Here is a 17324-nt window from a genome sequence, read left to right as displayed (position 1 = left end):
ACGGATCCTCTCGCCCGTCCCCGCGAAAGCAGGGACGAGCGGAGGCGCCGGGACTAACCTCGCTGACAGGCGCGCGAGTTGCCGCCCTGGCGCGTCCAGAAGACCTGCTCGCCGAGGCCGACGAGTTGCGATAACCCGGCGATCCAGCGCGTGCCGCTTTGCGACGGCGCGCTGAACAGGACCACGGGCGGGGCACCGGGCTCGTAGACGACGGCGGTGTCCTGCTGGAAGGCGACGTTGATGGTCGAGCCGTCGTCGCAGAGGAAGCTCGATGCCGAGGCGACCGGACCGGCGATGGGCGGACCCGGCACCGGCGGCGGCAGGTCGGTCAGCCCCGGAGGCGGCGGCGACGGACTGCAGGCGGCGAGGAACTGCTTCGCCTGCACGGCGCTGCCCGACAGCGACAGGGCGTAAGCCGGGCTGGAGCCGATCCGGATCTGCAGCGCCTTCTCCTTGATCATCGCGGGCCACAGCGGGTCGGCGACGTTGAGGCGAAGAACCGGATGGGAGACGCCGTCGAGTTCGCTGACCGCGCTGCCGGTCGCGGCGTAGGTGCGCGCGAAGGCGCCGGCGGTGAAGGTGACCGGCACGGTACCGCCGGGACCCAGTTCATCCGCGGTGCGCGTCAGCGTCAGCGTGATCTGGCGCGAGCGCAGCGCGCAGACGGCGGTGAACTCGCTCGCCTCGGTGTTGGGGATGGCGTAGGCGAAGCTGGCGTTGGTGCCGGTCGCCGAGAACAGCCACTGCATGTTGGTGACGTATTCCGGCGCGGCGGCGACAGGCGGCGGGGCCGGGAGCTGCGCCCGCGGCAGCGGAGCGGTCGCCCGCGGCAGCGGCTGGATGACGGCGCGCGGGCGGAAGTTCGCCGGCGGCACCGGCGGGACGACGCCGCCGACCAGGGGGATGACCACGAGATAATTGGCGGCGCAGATATCGACCGGGCGGGCGATGCGGCGGCCATCGGACAGCGCGAGGCCAAGGTCGCGGCTGCAGTCGAACCCGGACGGGCCGCCGAGCACGTTGATCTGCACGTACGGATCCTGCCGGGCGACGATCGGCACCTCCTCGCCGCGCAGGAAGACGTTGGCGATCGTGATGCCCGGATCGTCCGTCGCGATCGCGACGGCCTGGCGCGTGCTGGCCGGCAGGTTGACCTGCGCCGGCGGCGGATTGCTCACGACCGGCGGCGTCGGGGTCGCGGCGCCGCCGCCGCTGACGGCCAGCGTCAGGTCCCAGTTGTTGGCGCAAAGATCGACCTGGCGGTCGATGGTCTGGCCGTTGGAGGCGACGAAGCGGATGCGGCTGGCGCACGGCACCGCGCCCTGCGGATTGTCGATGCGGAAGAAGGTGGCGCCGGCGTTGGTGCCGGCGACCGGCAGATCGGCGCCGTTTCGCGTCGCCTCGACGACGGTGACGCCTGGCAGGGTGGTGCGCACCGTGAACAGGCGCGTCTCAGCATGGGCGGCCCATGGGGCGGCCGAAGCCCAAACCGCCAGCGCCAGCGAGGCCCACAATACGCGCCACATCGACTTCACCCTCCGCGAGATGCTGCGCCGTCTTGCCAGCAACAGAGTGAACGCCACCTGAATGACGGAAATCAGGCGGCAGGCAGGGTGGTCGGCCCGGAGTTTGCAACGATTTTGTCACCTTGGCGGGAGCATGATCCCCCTGCCAAAAGACGCCGCGCCGGTGTAAACACCCGGCGCCGCAACTCCCGTGGCCGCCCTGGAGCGACTTTATCTCATGACCAGCCGGATTATTGCCGTCGAGCCGTTCGATATCATCGTCTTCGGCGGTTCTGGCGACCTCGCCTACCGGAAGCTCCTGCCCGCCCTCTATCACCGCCATCGCGACGGGCAGATCCCGACCGTGGCGCGGATCGTCGGCGTTTCGCGGCGCGCGATGAGCGATGCGGAATATCGCGACGCGACCAAGAAGGCGCTGGAGCAGTTCGTCAGCGCCGGCGATCGCGACGACCCGGCGGTGCTCGAGACGTTTCTGCACCGGCTGCACTTTGCGCCGGTCGATGCCCTGGCGGAAGCCGGGTGGGACGAGCTCAAGGCGCTGCTCAAGCCGGGCGAGGATCGCATCCGGGCCTTCTACCTGGCGGTCGCGCCGGAGCTGTTCGGGCCGATCTCGGAGAAGCTCGGCGCGCATGGCCTGGTGACGCCCAAGACACGCGTCATCATCGAGAAGCCCATCGGGCACGACCTCGCCTCGGCCAAGGAAGTGAACGACGCGGTCGGCAAGGTGTTCAGCGAAAGCCAGATCTACCGCATCGATCATTACCTCGGCAAAGAGACGGTGCAGAACCTGATGGCGCTGCGCTTCGCCAACGCGCTGTTCGAGCCGTTGTGGAACGCGGCGCACATCGACCACGTGCAGATCACGGTCGCCGAGTCGATCGGCGTCGAGGGGCGCGGCGGCTACTACGACCATTCCGGCGCGCTGCGCGACATGATGCAGAACCACCTGATGCAGCTTCTGTGTCTGGTCGCGATGGAAGCGCCGACGCACATGGACGCGGACGGCGTGCGCGACGAGAAGCTGAAGGTGTTGCGCGCGCTGAAGCCGATCGACGAGGCGACCATCAACCAGTCAATCGTGCGCGGGCAGTATCGCGCCGCCGGCAACATGGCGGCCTATACGACCGAGGTCGAGAATCCGAACTCGACGACCGAATCGTTCATCGCGCTCAAGGCCGAGATCAGCAACTGGCGCTGGGCGGGCGTGCCGTTCTACGTGCGCACCGGCAAGCGGCTGCCGATCCGGCAGTCGGAGATCGTCATTACCTTCCGCGCCATCCCGCATTCGATCTTCGATGCGGGCGCCGGCGGCATCGAGGCCAATCGCCTGGTCCTGCGCATCCAGCCCGACGAAGGCGTGAAGCTGTGGATCATGATCAAGGATCCGGGCCCGGGGGGGATGCGGCTCCGCTACGTTCCCCTCGACATCAGCTTCGCCGAAGCTTTCGGCGCGCGCTCGCCGGACGCGTACGAGCGGCTGATCCTCGACGTCATCCGCGGCAACCAGACGCTGTTCATGCGGCGCGACGAGGTGGAAGCCGCGTGGGCGTGGATCGACCCGATCGCCAACGCCTGGACAAGTCGCGCGAGGCGCCGAAGCCTTATCCGGCCGGCACCTGGGGACCGACCGCGTCGATCGCGCTGATCGAGCGCGATGGGCGGACCTGGCACGACGATACGGATTAGGCCGCGTTTGGGTTTGAGGCAGGCCGGCAGTCGCCTCCCCGCTTTCCCCGCGAAAGCGGGGATTCAGGTAGCGCGGCGAAGCTCGCCATCGGTGCACGTACGCGGCACCTGGCCCCCGCTTTCGCGGGGGGAAGCGGAGTTTGGAGTTGCTGCTCTCGAAGCGGGCGGATGAAGCCGTGAGCACGGTGCGCTTTAAGTTTGAGCGCCGACCGCGTCGCAAAGATGTCGCGTTGCCGGTAGAAATGGTCGAGTTCTATTCCAGTTTAAGACTCGGAAACGCGGCGCCCCTCCCGGCGTCGCAAGGAGAAGAATCATGAGCATCAACGCGCGCATCGGCGAGGTGACGGAGCGGCTGGCGCGGCGCAGCCAGGCAACGCGCGGCGCCTACCTCGAACGCATCCAGTCGGCGGCGGAGCATCGCGTGCGGCGTGGGCACCTCTCCTGCTCCAACCTGGCGCACGGCTTTGCCGGGTGCGGGCCGAGCGACAAGGCGGTGCTGCGGGCGGCGAACGCGCCCAACCTCGGCGTCATCACGGCCTACAACGACATGCTGTCGGCGCATCAGCCGTACGAACGCTTCCCCGAGATCATCCGTGAGGCGCGCGCAAGGCCGGCGGCACGGCGCAGGTCGCGGGCGGCGTGCCGGCGATGTGCGACGGCGTCACGCAGGGGCAGACCGGCATGGAGCTGTCGCTGTTCTCGCGCGACACGATCGCGATGGCGGCCGGCGTCGGCCTGTCGCACGACATGTTCGACTCGGCCGTCTATCTCGGCATCTGCGACAAGATCGTGCCCGGCCTGATGATCGCGGCGCTGACCTTCGGCCACATCCCGGCGGTGTTCATCCCGGCCGGACCGATGCCCTCCGGCCTGTCCAACCCGGAACGCTCCAAGGCGCGGCAGCTTTACGCCGAGAAGAAGATCACCCGCGAGCAGCTCCTCGACGTCGAGGCGAAGTCGTACCACGCGCCAGGCACGTGCACCTTCTACGGCACGGCCAACAGCAACCAGATGCTGATGGAGATCATGGGCCTGCACCTGCCCGGCGCCTCGTTCGTCAATCCGAACACGCCGCTCCGCGATGCGCTGACCAGGGCGGCGACCAAGCGGGCGCTGGCGATCACCGCGCTCGGCAACGAGTACACGCCGGTCGGCCAGGTGGTCGACGAGCGCACCATCGTCAACGGCGTCGTCGGGCTGAACGCGACCGGCGGATCGACCAACCACACCCTCCACCTCGTCGCGATCGCGCGCGCCGCCGGCATCAACCTGACGTGGGACGATTTCCACGACATCTCCGAGGCCGTGCCGCTGCTCGCACGCGTCTATCCGAACGGAACGGAGGACGTGAACGCGTTCCACCAGGCGGGCGGCATGCAGTTCCTGATGCGCGAACTGATCGGCGCCGGTCTGCTGCATGACGACGTGAAGACTGTGTGGGGCACGGGGGCTGCGCGGTTACCTGACCGAGCCGACGATGGGCGCCGGCGACGAGATCGTCTGGGTCGAAAGCGCGAAGAAGAGCAAGAACGAGAAGGTGCTGGCGCCGGTGAAGAAGGCGTTCCTGCCCGAGGGCGGCATCCGCCTGCTCTCCGGCAACATGGGCCCGCGCGGTCATCAAGATTTCGGCGGTCGCGACCGAACATCAGGTGGTCGAGGCGCCGGCCATGGTGTTCGATTCGCAGGAGGCGCTCCGCGAAGCCTTCCGCGCCGGGCGGCTCAACAAGGATTTCGTCGCGGTCATCCGCTTCCAGGGGCCGCGCGCCAACGGCATGCCGGAGCTGCACAAGCTGACGCCGACGCTGGGCGTGCTGCAGGACAAGGGCTTCAAGGTGGCGCTGGTCACCGACGGCCGCATGTCGGGCGCCTCCGGCAAGGTGCCGGCGGCGATCCACGTCACGCCGGAGGCGGCCGAAGGCGGCATGCTGGCGCGGCTGCGCGACGGCGACGTCGTGCGCGTCGATGCGCAGAAAGGCATCCTCGAGGTGCTCGCCAACCCTGCCGACCTCGCGGCGCGGGCGCCGACCGCGCCCAACCTCGCCGGCAACCAGTTCGGCATGGGGCGGGAGCTGTTCGCGATGTTCCGGGCGAATGCGAAGCCGGCGGAGCTGGGCGCCGGGGTGCTGTAGCGGCGCCTCCCACTCCGCGCGGAGGAGGCACACCCCTCCCCAAAACCGCGTTGCGGTTTTGGCCCTCCCACAAGGGGAGGGCTCAAGCGGAGTTTGGGGGGAGCTAGCTAGTCCAACAAGGATGAACCCTCCCCTTGTGGGAGGGTCAAAACGCCGAAGGCGTTTTGGGGAGGGGTGTCTGTCCTCCTCTACCGGGACGGCGCACTCCTACGCTGTCATCCTTCGGCGGCACGAAGCGTCGACCGGAGGACCAGTTTCAAGACGCTCTGATGCGCTTGCTGCGCGTGGTCCCCCGGTCAAGCCGGGGGATGACAGCTAGGGGATGAGGCGCCGGAACAAAGCGTAGTGGAGACTACGTCCGCTTCCTGATCCAAGGGCGCGTGCCGGCGGGAACCTCGCCGTCGCCGGACCAGGCCGGCTGGAGGTAGTGCGGCACCTCGGGCCAGAGGTGCTCGTCGAACGCCTTGATGACGTGCGGATCGGCGGTGAGATACGCGTCGATGCCGACACGGGCCATGTAGGGCACCTGGTCGATGATGTAGTTGCCGGCCGCGCGGATCTCCCCCTTGTAGCCGTCGCGCTCGCGCAGCAGCCGGGCGATCGAGAAGGCGCGGCCGTCGGCATATTTCGGGATCGTCACCACCACAACCGGGAAGCGCGGCAGATCGGGGACGATGTCGCTCCAGTCGTTACCGGGGTCGATCTGCAGGCCGATCGGCGCATTGCGCGTCTGCAGCGTGTCGCGGTTCTCGCGCCAGCGCTTCAGCGTCAGGATCGCGGGCACGTCGGCGGGCACGGGCTGATCGTCGGGGACGATCTGCCAAGGGTCGTCGACGAAGGCGCCGGATTTCCAGAGGGGCATTACCGTGCTCGCATTCCCATCATTGTCGTCCCCGCGCAGGCGGGGACCCAGTAAACGCCGCCCGTTCCGTGTGTACTGGGTCCCCGCCTTCGCGGGGACGACACGTGAGTATTTCATCGGGGAGCATGCGGCAAGCGACAGGCAGCGTGAAAATCAGATGCCGCTGCCGTCGATTTCGAGGTCGGTGTGGATGCCGCACTCGATCTTGCCGAGGCCGCGCCAGCGGCCGGCGCGCGGGTCCTCGCCCGGGGCGACCTTGGTCGTGCACGGGACGCAGCCGATCGACAGGAAGCCCTTGGCGACCAGCGGGTGCTCTGGGAGCGCGTGCTTCGCCGTGTACGCCTTGAGGTCGTCGCTCGACCAGTTGACCAGCGGGTTGACCTTGATGCGGTCGCCGTCGGCCTCGAAGACCGGCAGCTCGGCGCGGACGCGGTTCTGGAACCGCTTGCGACCGGTGAACCAGGCGTCAAAACCGGAGAGCGCGCGGTTGAGCGGCTCTGTCTTGCGATAGTGGCAGCAGAGATCGGGGTTGGTCATCCACAGCGCGCCGTGCGGATCGCCGGCGGCGAGGCGATCGGGATCCGGGATGATGGTCCGCACGTCGGTGAGGCCGAGATGGTCGGCGAGCGAATGGCGGTAGGCGATCGTCTCGGCGAACAGCTTGCCGGTGTCGAGGAAAACGACCGGCAGGCTGCGATCCACTTCGGCCACGAGGCTGAGCAGCACGGCCGACTCGGCACCGAAGCTCGAGACCAGCGCGATGCGGCCGGGGAACAGCTCGTGCGCGGCGAAGTCGATGATGCCCTCGGCGCCGCGGCTGCCGTGAAGCGCGTTCAGCGTGCCGACGTCGGGCGGCGCGAAGGCCTCCGGCTCGGCGACGCGAGCGAGTGCGTCAAGCGGCGCCATACAGCGCCTCCTTGAACGGCGCGATGCCGACGCGGCGGACGGCAGCGAGGAAATTCTCGTCGCGGCTCTCGCGCACCTTCAGGTACGTATCGACGACGGTCTCGACCGCGTCGATGACCTCGTCGGAGGAGAAGCCGGGGCCGACGATCTCGCCGACCGAGGCGGTCTCGTCGCCGGAGCCGCCGAGCGTGATCTGGTAGAACTCCTCGCCCTTCTTCTCGACGCCCAAGATGCCGATGTGGCCGACGTGGTGGTGGCCGCAGGCATTGATGCACCCGGAAATCTTGATCTTGAGGTCGCCGACTTCCTGCTGGCGGGCCTGATCGGCGAAGCGCTCGGAGATGCGCTGGGCGATCGGGATCGAGCGGGCGTTGGCCAGCGCGCAATAATCGAGGCCCGGGCAGGCGATGATGTCGGTGACCAGGCCGGCGTTGGCGGTCGCGAGATTGGCGGCGGCGAGCGCCTCGTGCAGCGCCGGCAGATCGTCGAGCGCGACGTGCGGCAGGATCAGGTTCTGCTCGTGGCTGACGCGGATTTCGCCCTGGCTGTAGCGCTCGGCGAGATCGGCGAGCAGGTCCATCTGGTCGGCGGTGGCGTCGCCCGGCGTGCCGCCGATCGGCTTCAGCGAGACGGTGACCAGCGCGTGGCCGGAGATGCGGTGCTTCGCCGTGTTCTGGTCGACCCAGGTGGCGAGCGCCGAGTTCGTCACGCGGGCGCGCTCGAGGACGATGCTCGTCGCCGGGCGCGGCGTCAGGCCGGCGGGCAGCGCGAAGTAGGACTCGATGCGGTGGACCTCGTCGTCGGGCAGCGCGAGAGCGCCGTGGCGAATGCGCTGCCATTCCTCCTCGACCATGCGCTTGATCTCGGCGGCGCCGGTCTCGTGGACGAGGATCTTGATGCGCGCCTTGTACTTGTTGTCGCGGCGGCCAAAGAGATTGTAAACGCGGAGCGCCGCTTCCGTGTAGGACAGCAAATCCTCGACCGGCAGGAAGTCGTTGATCAGGTGGCCGATCATCGGCGTGCGGCCAAGTCCGCCGCCGATGTAGTAGGCGAAGCCCAGCTCGCCCTTGTCGTTGCGCTTCGCGTGCAGGCCGATGTCGTGGACCTGGATCGCGGCGCGGTCGCGCTCCGAGCCGGTGACCGCGATCTTGAACTTGCGCGGCAGGAACAGGAACTCCGGGTGGAGCGACGACCACTGGCGGAGAATCTCCGCGTACGGGCGCGGGTCGACGACCTCGTCGGCGGCGGCGCCGGCGAAGTGATCGGCGGTGACGTTGCGGATGCAGTTGCCCGACGTCTGGATGGCGTGCATCTCGACGTTCGCCAGATGCTCGAGGATGTCGGGGATGTCCTTCAGCGCCGGCCAGTGGAACTGGAGATTCTGGCGCGTGGTGAAGTGGCCGTAGCCGCGGTCGTACTTGCGCGCGATGAAGGCCAGCATGCGCATCTGCTGCGGGTTCAGCGTGCCATATGGAATGGCGATGCGCAGCATGTAGGCGTGGAGCTGCAGGTAGACGCCGTTCTGCAGGCGGAGCGGCTTGAACTGGTCTTCGCTGATCTCGCCGGACAGGCGCCGCTCGACCTGGCCGCGGAACTGCGCGACGCGCTCGTGGACGAAGGCGGTGTCGAATTCGTCGTATCTATACATTTGCCGCCACTCCGAGGGCGCGCGCCCCCTCCACCATGCTTCGCATGGTCCCCCCTCCCCCGCCTTGCGGGGGAGAATCCGGATGAACCGGCGCAGCACGGTGCTCCCCCGTTTATGGCGGAGCTGTCGGCGTAGCCGACTGAGGGGGCAGCGGTCATTGCCGCGCTCCGCTGATCTTGGCGACCTCGGCCTCGCCATAGACGATGGTCGGGCCGCGGTCGGCGCGGATCTTTTCGCGCAACCGCGTCGGGACCGGGATGCCGGCCTTCACCTCAACGTCGATGGGGTATGGCTCGACGACGATGCGGGCGTCGTGCTGGGCCTTGGCGTAGGCGTTCGCGGAATCCAGATCGGGACCGTCCTCGACGACGCGGGCGAGCGCGATGTCGTGGGTCCAGCCGCCGTCGTGATCGAGGAACACGACCAGGCCGTCGCGGAGATCGTTCGCGGTGATGACTTTTGCCGGACCTTCTTTGGCGGCTTTGAACATTATTTCGTCCCGGTCGCGCCTTCGGCGCTCCTCGCCTCTTGGGTCATGCGGCCACCAGCTCGGCGAGTGGCGCGGGCGCCTCGGCGATGTTGCCTTGCGCGACGACGTCGCCGACGAGGATCAGCACGGGGCCGGTGAGTTCCGGCCGCTCGGCGATTTGCGCCAGCTCGGAGAGGATGCCGGCATAGGCGCGGCGATCCTTGCGGGATGCGTTTTCGATCACGGCGACCGGGGTCGATGGCTTCATGCCGGCTTCGATCAGGCGCGCGGCAACCGAGGCGGCAACCGTGCGGCCCATGTAGACGGCGACGGTGGCGCCGCCGAGCGCGAGGCCGGCCCAGTCGGGCAGTGTGTTGCCGTCGGCGTCGTGGCCGGTGGCGAAGACCAGCGAGGAAGACGAATCGCGCAGCGTCAGCGGGATCTCGGCTTCGGCGGCGGCGGCGAAGGCGGCGGTGATGCCGGGGACGATGTCGAACGAGATGCCGGCGGCGCGGAGCGCGGCCATCTCCTCCCCTGCCCGGCCGTAGATCAGCGGGTCGCCCGACTTGAGGCGGACGACGCGGTGGCCGGCGCGGGCCTCGTTGACGATCAGCGCGTTGATCTCTCCCTGAGTCACCGCGTGGGCGCCCTTGGCCTTGCCGACGTAGATGCGGCGGGCGTCGCGGCGGCCTTGCGCCACCACGGCGTCGGGCACGAGGCGGTCGTAGACGATGACGTCGGCTTCCTGCAGGGCGCGCTGGGCGCGGAGCGTCAGGAGATCCTCGGCGCCGGGGCCGGCGCCGACCAGCGAGACATGGCCGGAACGAACCGGGTCAATCTCCAGCGATCGCAGCGCCTCCTGCTCGGCGGCATCGACGTCACCGGCGAATACCTTCTCGGCAACGGCGCCGGAGAAGAAGCGCGCCCAGAAACGGCGGCGGTCGGAGGCCGTGCCCAGCGTGCGCGACACGCGCTCGCGCAGCCGATCGGCGAGGCCGGCGAGATCGCCGAAGGCGGGCGACAGCATCGTCTCGATCTTCGCGCGGACATGGCGGGTCAGGACCGGGGCGACGCCCTCGCTGCCGATGGCGACGGCGAGCGGGGCGCGGTTGACCAGCGCCGGCGCGTAGAAATCGCACATCTCGGGGCGGTCGACGACGTTGATCGGCACGCCGGCCTCGCGGGCGAGAGTCGCGATCTCGCGGTCGCCTTCCTCGCTGCCGGTGGCGGCGAAGACGAGCGCGGCTCCGGAGATATCGGCGCGGGTCGGATGGGCGCCGCGCCAGTCGCCGAGGGCGGCGATCAGGTCGGCGCCGGTTTCCTTGTCGAGCGAGGGGGCGAAGACGACGATCTCGGCCTTGGTCTCGGCGAGCAGGCGGATCTTGGCCGCGGCCTCGGGGCCACCGCCGACGACCACGACGCGGCGGCCGGCGACCTTGTGGAAGGCGGGGAAGACGGACAGCTTGCGCGAGGCGTCGGACATCGATCGTGCTTTCCGGTCGCAGGCTCGGACGGTTGGACCGGACGGGGTCGGCGGCGTTGATTCGGAGGGAAAGGCGGCGGTGCCTTTCTTGCGGCAAACATTTAAGAAGTCGTCGACTTCGAAGCTATAGCGGCCGTTTCATTCTGGTTCGATGACGAGGAAAAAGATTTCGGCGAATGCCCACGAAATGAAATAGACGCCGGAACCGGTCCGCGGAAAATCACGGCAAAGTTGGTAGGGATTTGCGTTTTGGAGTCACGCGACTCCCGTCATCGCGGAGAAATTTGCCGCGGGTGGCATGGGGTCGGCCACATCACTCGCTGTCATCCTTCGGCGAGGCCGAAGGCCTCGACCGGAGGACCAGCGGCAACGCGCTAACTCTGGATTGTCAGCGTGCGTTGATTCTGGTCCTCCGGTCGGCGCTTCGCGCCGCCGAAGGATGACAGTGAGAGGATGAACGAGGCGGGTGGGGGACGCCCTATCCCTTCCGGGGGAACGCGACGCCCTTGTCGTCGAACACATGCAGCGTCGAGATCGGGGCGGTGAGCGAGACTTCGTCGCCGCGCTTGACCATGGCGTTGCCGGGCAGCTTGGCCAGCACCGGCTCGTCCGGGTTGCCGCAATCGACATAGAGCAGCGTCAGCTCGCCGAGGTGCTCGACGATCTCGACGCGGCCCTTGAAGATCGCGTCAGTGCCCTGGGTCAGGGTCAGGTCCTCGGGACGAACGCCGAAGGTGCCCTTCTGGCCGGCGGCGCTCGCCGGGATCGCCTCGGCGACACGGACGGCGTTGTGGCCGACGGGCCGCACGCGGGCGTTGGCGCCGCCTTCCTCGATGATGCACGGCACGGTGTTCATCGCCGGCGAGCCGATGAAGCGGGCGACGAAAAGATTCGCCGGGCGCTCGTAGAGCTCCATCGGCGAGCCGACCTGCTCGATGCGGCCGGCGCTCAGCACGACGATCCGGTCGGCGAGCGTCATCGCCTCGACCTGATCGTGGGTGACATAGATCATGGTCGTCTTGGCCATGCGCTCGTGCAGCTTGTTGATCTCGATGCGCGTGGCGACACGCAGCGCAGCGTCGAGGTTGGACAGCGGCTCGTCGAACAGGAAGACTTTCGGGTTGCGCACGATGGCGCGTCCGATGGCGACGCGCTGGCGCTGGCCGCCGGACAACTGCTTGGGCAGGCGGTCGAGGTAGGGCGTGAGCTGCAGGGTGTCGGCGGCGGCGCCGACCTTCTTCTTGATCTCGTCCTTCGACAGCTTCTGCAGCTTGAGGGCGTAGGCCATGTTGTCGAAGACGCTCATGTGCGGGTAGAGCGCGTAGGACTGGAACACCATGGCGATGCCGCGGCGCGAGGGGGCGCGGAGATTGACCACCTCGCCGTCGATCGACAGCGTGCCGTCGCTGATCGTCTCCAGCCCGGCGATGCAGCGCAGCAGCGTCGACTTCCCGCAGCCCGACGGACCGACGAAGACCATGAACTCGCCCGACTTGATGTCGAGGTTAATGTTCTTGAGGATCTCTACGTTGCCGTAGCGCTTGTGGAGACCGTTGATCTGGACCGTTGACACGCCCCCTCCTCCCTACTTGACCGAGCCGGCCAAGAGGCCGCGAACGAAATACCGCTGGAGCGCGAAGAACACGGTCAGCGGAACGATGATCGAGACGAAGGCGCCGGCGGTGAGCAGCTCCCAGTGGTCGCCACGCGTGCCGAGCAGGTTGACCAGGCGGCCGGTCAGGACGACGCGGTCGTTCTGGGCGCCGAGGAAGACCAGCGCGACGAGCAGATCGTTCCAGATCCACAGGAACTGGAAGATCGCGAACGAGGCGAGCGCCGGGAAGCTCAGCGGCAGCACCATGGTCGTGAAAGTCTTGAAGTGCGAGGCGCCGTCGATGCGCGCCGACTCCATGATCTCGCGCGGCAGGCCGGCCATGTAGTTGCGCAGCAGATAGATCGCGAGCGGCAGGCCGAAGGCGGTGTGCGCCAGCCAGACGCCGACATACCCTTTGGCCTCACCTCCAAAGAGGTGGGCGATCTGGTTGTAGAGCGTGAGCAGCGGGATCAGCGACATCTGCAGCGGCACGACGAGCAGGCCGACGACGAGTGCCACGACGAAGCCGCGGCCGGGGAAGCGCATCCACGCCAGCGCGTAGGCGGCGAAGGCGGCGATCATGATCGGGATGACCGTCGATGGAATCGCGACGGTGAGCGAATTGATGAACGACTGGCCGATGCCCTCCGCCGCCAGCACGTCGCGATAATTTTCGAGCGTGAAGCGCGGCGGACTGCCGACGCCGAAATAAACGCGCGGCTGGCCGCTGTAGGACAACGGCGCCGGCGAGGACAGCGTGTACTCGCCGCTGGATTGGACCGTCAGGCTGCCGCCGTTGAAGTTGTCGATCGTGCTGCCGGCGGCGTGGGCGCGCACATCGGCGTTGGTTGCGCCGAAGCCTTCGATCGAGAGGCCGCGCGCGTCGGCGCCGAACAGGTTGCCCTTGACGACGTAGTTGCCGCCTTCCTGGGTCTGGGCGCTCGCCGGACCGACGCGGGCGGCGTTGAGGCGGATTGAGGGCGTCAGCGCCGTCCACCAGCCGGAGATGGCGAGCTGGTCGCGGTCGCGGATCGAGGAGACGAGCAGGCCGACGGTCGGGAACGTCCACAGCGCGACCAGGAAAAGCAGGGCGAGATGCGCCGCGATGCGGCCGAGCTTGATCCGCGGCTGGCGGGCCGGTGCCGCCTGCTGGCCGGCGACGGGGAGATCGGTCGCGATCGAGCTCATCAGGCGGTCCCCAGTTCGGAACGGACGCGGCGGATGTTCCACACCATGACCGGGAGCACGGCGAGCATGATGATGACGGCGATGGTAGAGCCGCGGCCGAAGTCGCCCGAGATGAACATCCAGCGGTACATGAGGTTGGCGAGCACCTGCGTCTGGAACTCGCCGTTGGTCATGGCGTAGACGATGTCGAACACCTTCAGCACCGTGATGGTGATGGTCGTCCACACGACGATGATCGTGCCCCAGATCTGGGGGATCATGATGTCGAAGAACATGCGGAACTCGTTGGCGCCGTCGATGCGCGCCGCCTCCAGCGTCTCCTCGGGAATGCCGCGTAGCGCCGCCGACAGGATGACCATGGCGAAGCCGGTCTGGATCCAGATCAGGATGATCATCAGGAGCAGCGAGTTGAGGTAGGGCACCGTGATCCACGCCTGCGGCGGGAAGCCGAGGCCGGTGACGACGGCGTTGAGGACGCCGATCTGCTCGATGCCCGGGCCCTTATAGGTGTAGATGAATTTCCAGATGATCGAGGCGCCGACGAAGGAGATGGCCATCGGCGCGAAGATCAGCGACTTGGCGATGTTGCCCCACCACAGGCGATCGGCGAGCGTCGCGATGATCAGGCCCATGGCGGTGGAGAAGGCCGGCACGATCAGCAGCCAGCCGGCGTTGTTCAGCGCCGAGCGCCAGAAGGTCTCGTCGGTGAGCGCCCAGACGTAGTTGCTGACGCCGACGAACTTGGTGCCGTACTTGTCGAAGAACGACAGGCGCAGCGTCTCGAACACCGGGTAGATCAGGTAGACCGTGAGGAAGAGCAGCGCCGGGCCGATGAACAGCCACGGGCGGATCTGCGAGCGCAGCGTGTCGCGGCGGGTGAGCGCGTCGTCGGACATGCCGGGGCGCGGCGTCAGCAGCTTGTCGAGCACCCAGTTGGTGCCCCAGAAGTAAGCGAAGCACACCGCCAGTGCGACCACCACCGCGATGACGGCGGCGAGTATCTGCTGGAACATCCGCTCCCACCCCTAAGCGCGATCCCCGTCGTTGAATTCGCAGGTTCCGGCTCGCGCCCTTGCCGGGAAGATGGGATCCGGCGCGAACGCCGGATCCCTGAGTCGTCAGCCTAAGCCGGCTTAGAGCTTATCCCAAGCCGATTGGATCTGGTCGGCGACGTCCTTCGAGGACTTGCCGTTCACGAAATCCGTCATGCCGGTCCAGAACGCGCCGGCGCCGATCGGGCCGGGCATGAGGTCGGAACCGTCAAAGCGGAACGTCGTGGCGTTCAGCAAGATTTCGCCCTGCTTGCGCAGCGCGTCGCTCGAGTAGGCCGCGGTGTTGACCGACTTCAGCGCGCTCAGGAACGAGCTGTTGGTCTGGGCCATCCAGATCTCGTTGGCGATCGGCGTCTTCAGGAAGTCGATGAAGGCGCGAGCGGCCGGCGAGTCCTTGGTGATGGTGGCGATGTTGCCGGCGCCGAGAACCGGGTTACCGAGTTCCGGATGCGAGGCGTACGGCGGCATGTAGAAGAAGTCGTAGTCCTGGCCGGAAACCGAACCTTCCGGGAAGAACGAGGCGATGAACGACGCCTGGCGGTGCAGGTAGCACTGCGGCGGCACCGTGAAGAGGCCCTTCGGGCTGTCGCCGAACGCGGTGGTGGCAACGGCCTTCGTGCCGCCGGCGACCTTCTTGTCGTCCTTGACGATCGACCCGAAGATGTCGAGCGCCGCGATGACGCGCGGATCGTTGAATTTGACCGTGTTCTTGACCCAGCCGTCGTAGACATCCGGCGGCTGCGTGCGCAGCATGATGTCTTCGATCCAGTCGGTGGCGGTCCAGCCGGTGGCACCGCCCGACTCGATGCCGATGCACCACGGTGTGCCGCCGTCGGCGACGATCTTGTCGGTCAAGGCGAGGAGTTCTTCCATGGTCTTGGGGACCGTGTAGCCCTTCTCCTTGAAGTTATCCGGCGAGTACCAGACGAGCGACTTGAACTCCTGCTTGTACGGGAAGCCGTACTGGTGCACGGCGCCGTCCTTGCCCTCGAACTGGCCGAGCGCGGCCCACGAGGCGCCGGCGGCGTAGTTGTCGCCGAGCCACTTGGTCGTGTCGGCGCCGAGGTCGGTCAGGTAGCCCTGCTTGGCGAAGTCGGCGAGCAGGCCGGGCTGCGGCAGTATGGTGATGTCAGACGGGCTGCCGGCCTGCAGATCGATGCGGGCCTGCTCTTCGTAGTTCTTGGACGAATTGTCCTGGGCGTCGATGCCGGTGGCATCCTTGAAGTAAGAAAGCACCGCCTCCCACTGCGACTTGTCGCCTTCGCTTGACCAGGCGTCCCAGATGGTCAGCTTCTGGCCGGCGAGGCCCGGATGGGCCGCCTTGAAATCTTCCAGCGACTTCCACGAAAACCTGGCGTCCTGACCGACCGGGAACAGGTCGGCGGCTGCGTAAGCGGAGCCGGCATACATGCCGGCGACCGCCGCCGTCGCCAGAAGCAAGTGACGAAGTTTCATGCGAAAACCTCCCTTAGGGGCGTTTGACGAAATCGCGGGAGGATCCGATGCAGCGGCCCTCTCCGGCGTCTTGACGCGCCGGTTCGGAACCCTGTGCCGTTAGTGTTTCCTCCCACAAAGCGCCCGGCGTACGGCATCTTCCAAAGCGCTTTGGGCATATCCTTTGCTGAAGGAGGTCGAGAGTCAATATGCGCGGCGCGTGTTTGCGCCGGGATCGCACGCGGCCTTGCGAAACGGCATTGAAAGCGCTTTGAATAGCGGCAAAGCAACAATTCGTTGGGTGGAATGAAGCTCAAGGACCTCGCCGATACGCTCGGGCTGTCGCAGACGACAGTGAGCCGTGCGCTGAACGGTTATCCCGAGGTGAACGAAAAAACGCGCTGGCGTGTGGTCGAGGCAGCGCGGCGGTTGCACTATCGCCCCAACGCCTCGGCACGGCGGCTGGCCACCGGCCGGGTCGGCGCCATCGGCGCGGTACTGCACACCCACCGCAGCCAGCTCATCGATCCGCACTACGTCGAGTTTCTCGCCGGCGTCGGCGAGCGGCTGGCGGAAGACGAGATCGACATCGTGCTCAGCCCGACGAAAGTCGAAGGCGAGGAGACGCCGAGCTATCGCCGCATCGCCACCGGCAAGCGCGTCGATGCGCTGATCCTTTCCTCGCCGCCGATCGAGGACGAGCGCGTCAAGCTGCTCACCGGCCTCGGCCTGCCGTTCATCCTGCACGGGCGCACGATCAACCAGCCGCCGCACGCCTGGCTCGACATCGACAACGAAAGCGCGTTCCGGCAGGCGACGAAATATCTGCTCGACCTCGGCCATACGCGGATCGCGCTGATCAACGGCTTCAAGACCTACACCTACGCGGCCGACCGCGAGCGCGGCTACCGCACCGAGCTCAGGGCGCGCGGCATCAAGCTCGACGAGCGGCTCGCCGCCGAGGCCGTAATGACCGACGACAACGGCTATCGCCTGATGGAGCGATTCCTGACCGAGCGGCCGCGGCCGACGGCGGTGCTGGTCTCCTCGATGATGATGGCGCTGGGCGCCTTCCGCGCTGTACGCGCCGCCGGCCTTGAGCTCGGGCGCGACGTCTCGATGATCGCGCACGACGACGTGTTCCCCTTCCTCAATGCCGATCGCATGTATCCGCCGATGTCGACGACGCGCTCGTCGATCCGGGCCGCTGGCACGCGCTCGGCGGAGCTGGTGCTCGAGCTGCTCAACGGGCGCGCCTGCGAGACGATCCACGAACTGTGGCCCGTCGATCTGATCATCCGCGGCTCCACCGGACCGGTGCCGGCTTGACCTGACCGTGCCGTCCGC

Annotated in this window: 11 protein-coding genes and 2 pseudogenes; 3 read left to right on the top strand and 10 right to left on the bottom strand. The window is 67.5% G+C overall.

All coding sequences use genetic code 11. The features are described 5' to 3' along the window. Positions 1–53: 53 nt before the first annotated feature. Entirely contained in the window at positions 54–1526 is a 1473-nt protein-coding gene (locus WDM94_05380; protein ID MEJ0012057.1) for an MliC family protein, read from the bottom strand. 217 nt (positions 1527–1743) lie between these two features. Here WDM94_05380 and zwf point away from each other — a divergent pair. Then, a pseudogene (gene zwf, locus WDM94_05375) lies at positions 1744–3212 on the top strand (glucose-6-phosphate dehydrogenase). A gap of 313 nt (positions 3213–3525) precedes the next feature. Next, positions 3526–5341: pseudogene (gene edd / locus WDM94_05370) on the top strand (phosphogluconate dehydratase). A 352-nt stretch (positions 5342–5693) separates the two neighbouring features. Here the strand turns inward: edd and WDM94_05365 are convergent. The 9 genes from WDM94_05365 to WDM94_05325 all read right to left on the bottom strand — a co-directional run bounded on the left by WDM94_05365 (position 5694) and on the right by WDM94_05325 (position 15998). After that, on the bottom strand, positions 5694–6203 hold the full coding sequence (locus WDM94_05365) for a DUF934 domain-containing protein (protein ID MEJ0012056.1): 510 nt from the start codon (positions 6201–6203) through the stop codon (positions 5694–5696). A 153-nt stretch (positions 6204–6356) separates the two neighbouring features. Beyond that, on the bottom strand, positions 6357–7109 hold the full coding sequence (locus WDM94_05360) for a phosphoadenylyl-sulfate reductase (protein MEJ0012055.1): 753 nt from the start codon (positions 7107–7109) through the stop codon (positions 6357–6359). Next, a complete protein-coding gene (locus tag WDM94_05355) occupies positions 7096–8757 on the bottom strand; it encodes a nitrite/sulfite reductase (protein MEJ0012054.1) in 1662 nt (553 codons plus the stop codon). Before WDM94_05355 ends, WDM94_05360 begins: the two co-directional genes overlap by 14 nt. 154 nt (positions 8758–8911) lie before the next feature. Further along, positions 8912–9247, bottom strand: a complete 336-nt coding sequence (locus WDM94_05350; protein MEJ0012053.1) for a DUF2849 domain-containing protein — start codon at positions 9245–9247, stop codon at positions 8912–8914. A 43-nt stretch (positions 9248–9290) separates the two neighbouring features. Next, positions 9291–10709 (bottom strand): siroheme synthase CysG, encoded by a 1419-nt coding sequence (cysG, locus tag WDM94_05345; GenBank protein MEJ0012052.1) that lies wholly within the window; start codon positions 10707–10709, stop codon positions 9291–9293. Between the two features lie 478 nt (positions 10710–11187). Continuing rightward, positions 11188–12282, bottom strand: a complete 1095-nt coding sequence (gene ugpC / locus WDM94_05340) for a sn-glycerol-3-phosphate ABC transporter ATP-binding protein UgpC (protein ID MEJ0012051.1) — start codon at positions 12280–12282, stop codon at positions 11188–11190. A 12-nt stretch (positions 12283–12294) separates the two neighbouring features. Beyond that, positions 12295–13491, bottom strand: coding sequence for a carbohydrate ABC transporter permease (locus tag WDM94_05335; protein ID MEJ0012050.1), 1197 nt, complete (start codon positions 13489–13491; stop codon positions 12295–12297). Further along, complete coding sequence (locus WDM94_05330; GenBank protein ID MEJ0012049.1) at positions 13491–14504, bottom strand: sugar ABC transporter permease; 1014 nt, start codon at positions 14502–14504, stop codon at positions 13491–13493. The genes WDM94_05335 and WDM94_05330 overlap by 1 nt, the downstream gene beginning before the upstream one ends. A 120-nt stretch (positions 14505–14624) precedes the next feature. Then, a complete protein-coding gene (locus tag WDM94_05325) occupies positions 14625–15998 on the bottom strand; it encodes an ABC transporter substrate-binding protein (GenBank protein MEJ0012048.1) in 1374 nt (457 codons plus the stop codon). A 285-nt stretch (positions 15999–16283) separates the two neighbouring features. Here WDM94_05325 and WDM94_05320 point away from each other — a divergent pair, with 285 nt between their 5' ends. Next, positions 16284–17306, top strand: coding sequence for a substrate-binding domain-containing protein (locus WDM94_05320; GenBank protein ID MEJ0012047.1), 1023 nt, complete (start codon positions 16284–16286; stop codon positions 17304–17306). Positions 17307–17324 lie beyond the last annotated feature (18 nt).

The organism is Bauldia sp. (assembly GCA_037200845.1).
In the GTDB taxonomy this organism is placed as follows: Bacteria; Pseudomonadota; Alphaproteobacteria; order Rhizobiales; family Kaistiaceae; genus DASZQY01.
This window is presented reverse-complemented; position numbering and strand designations above follow the sequence as displayed.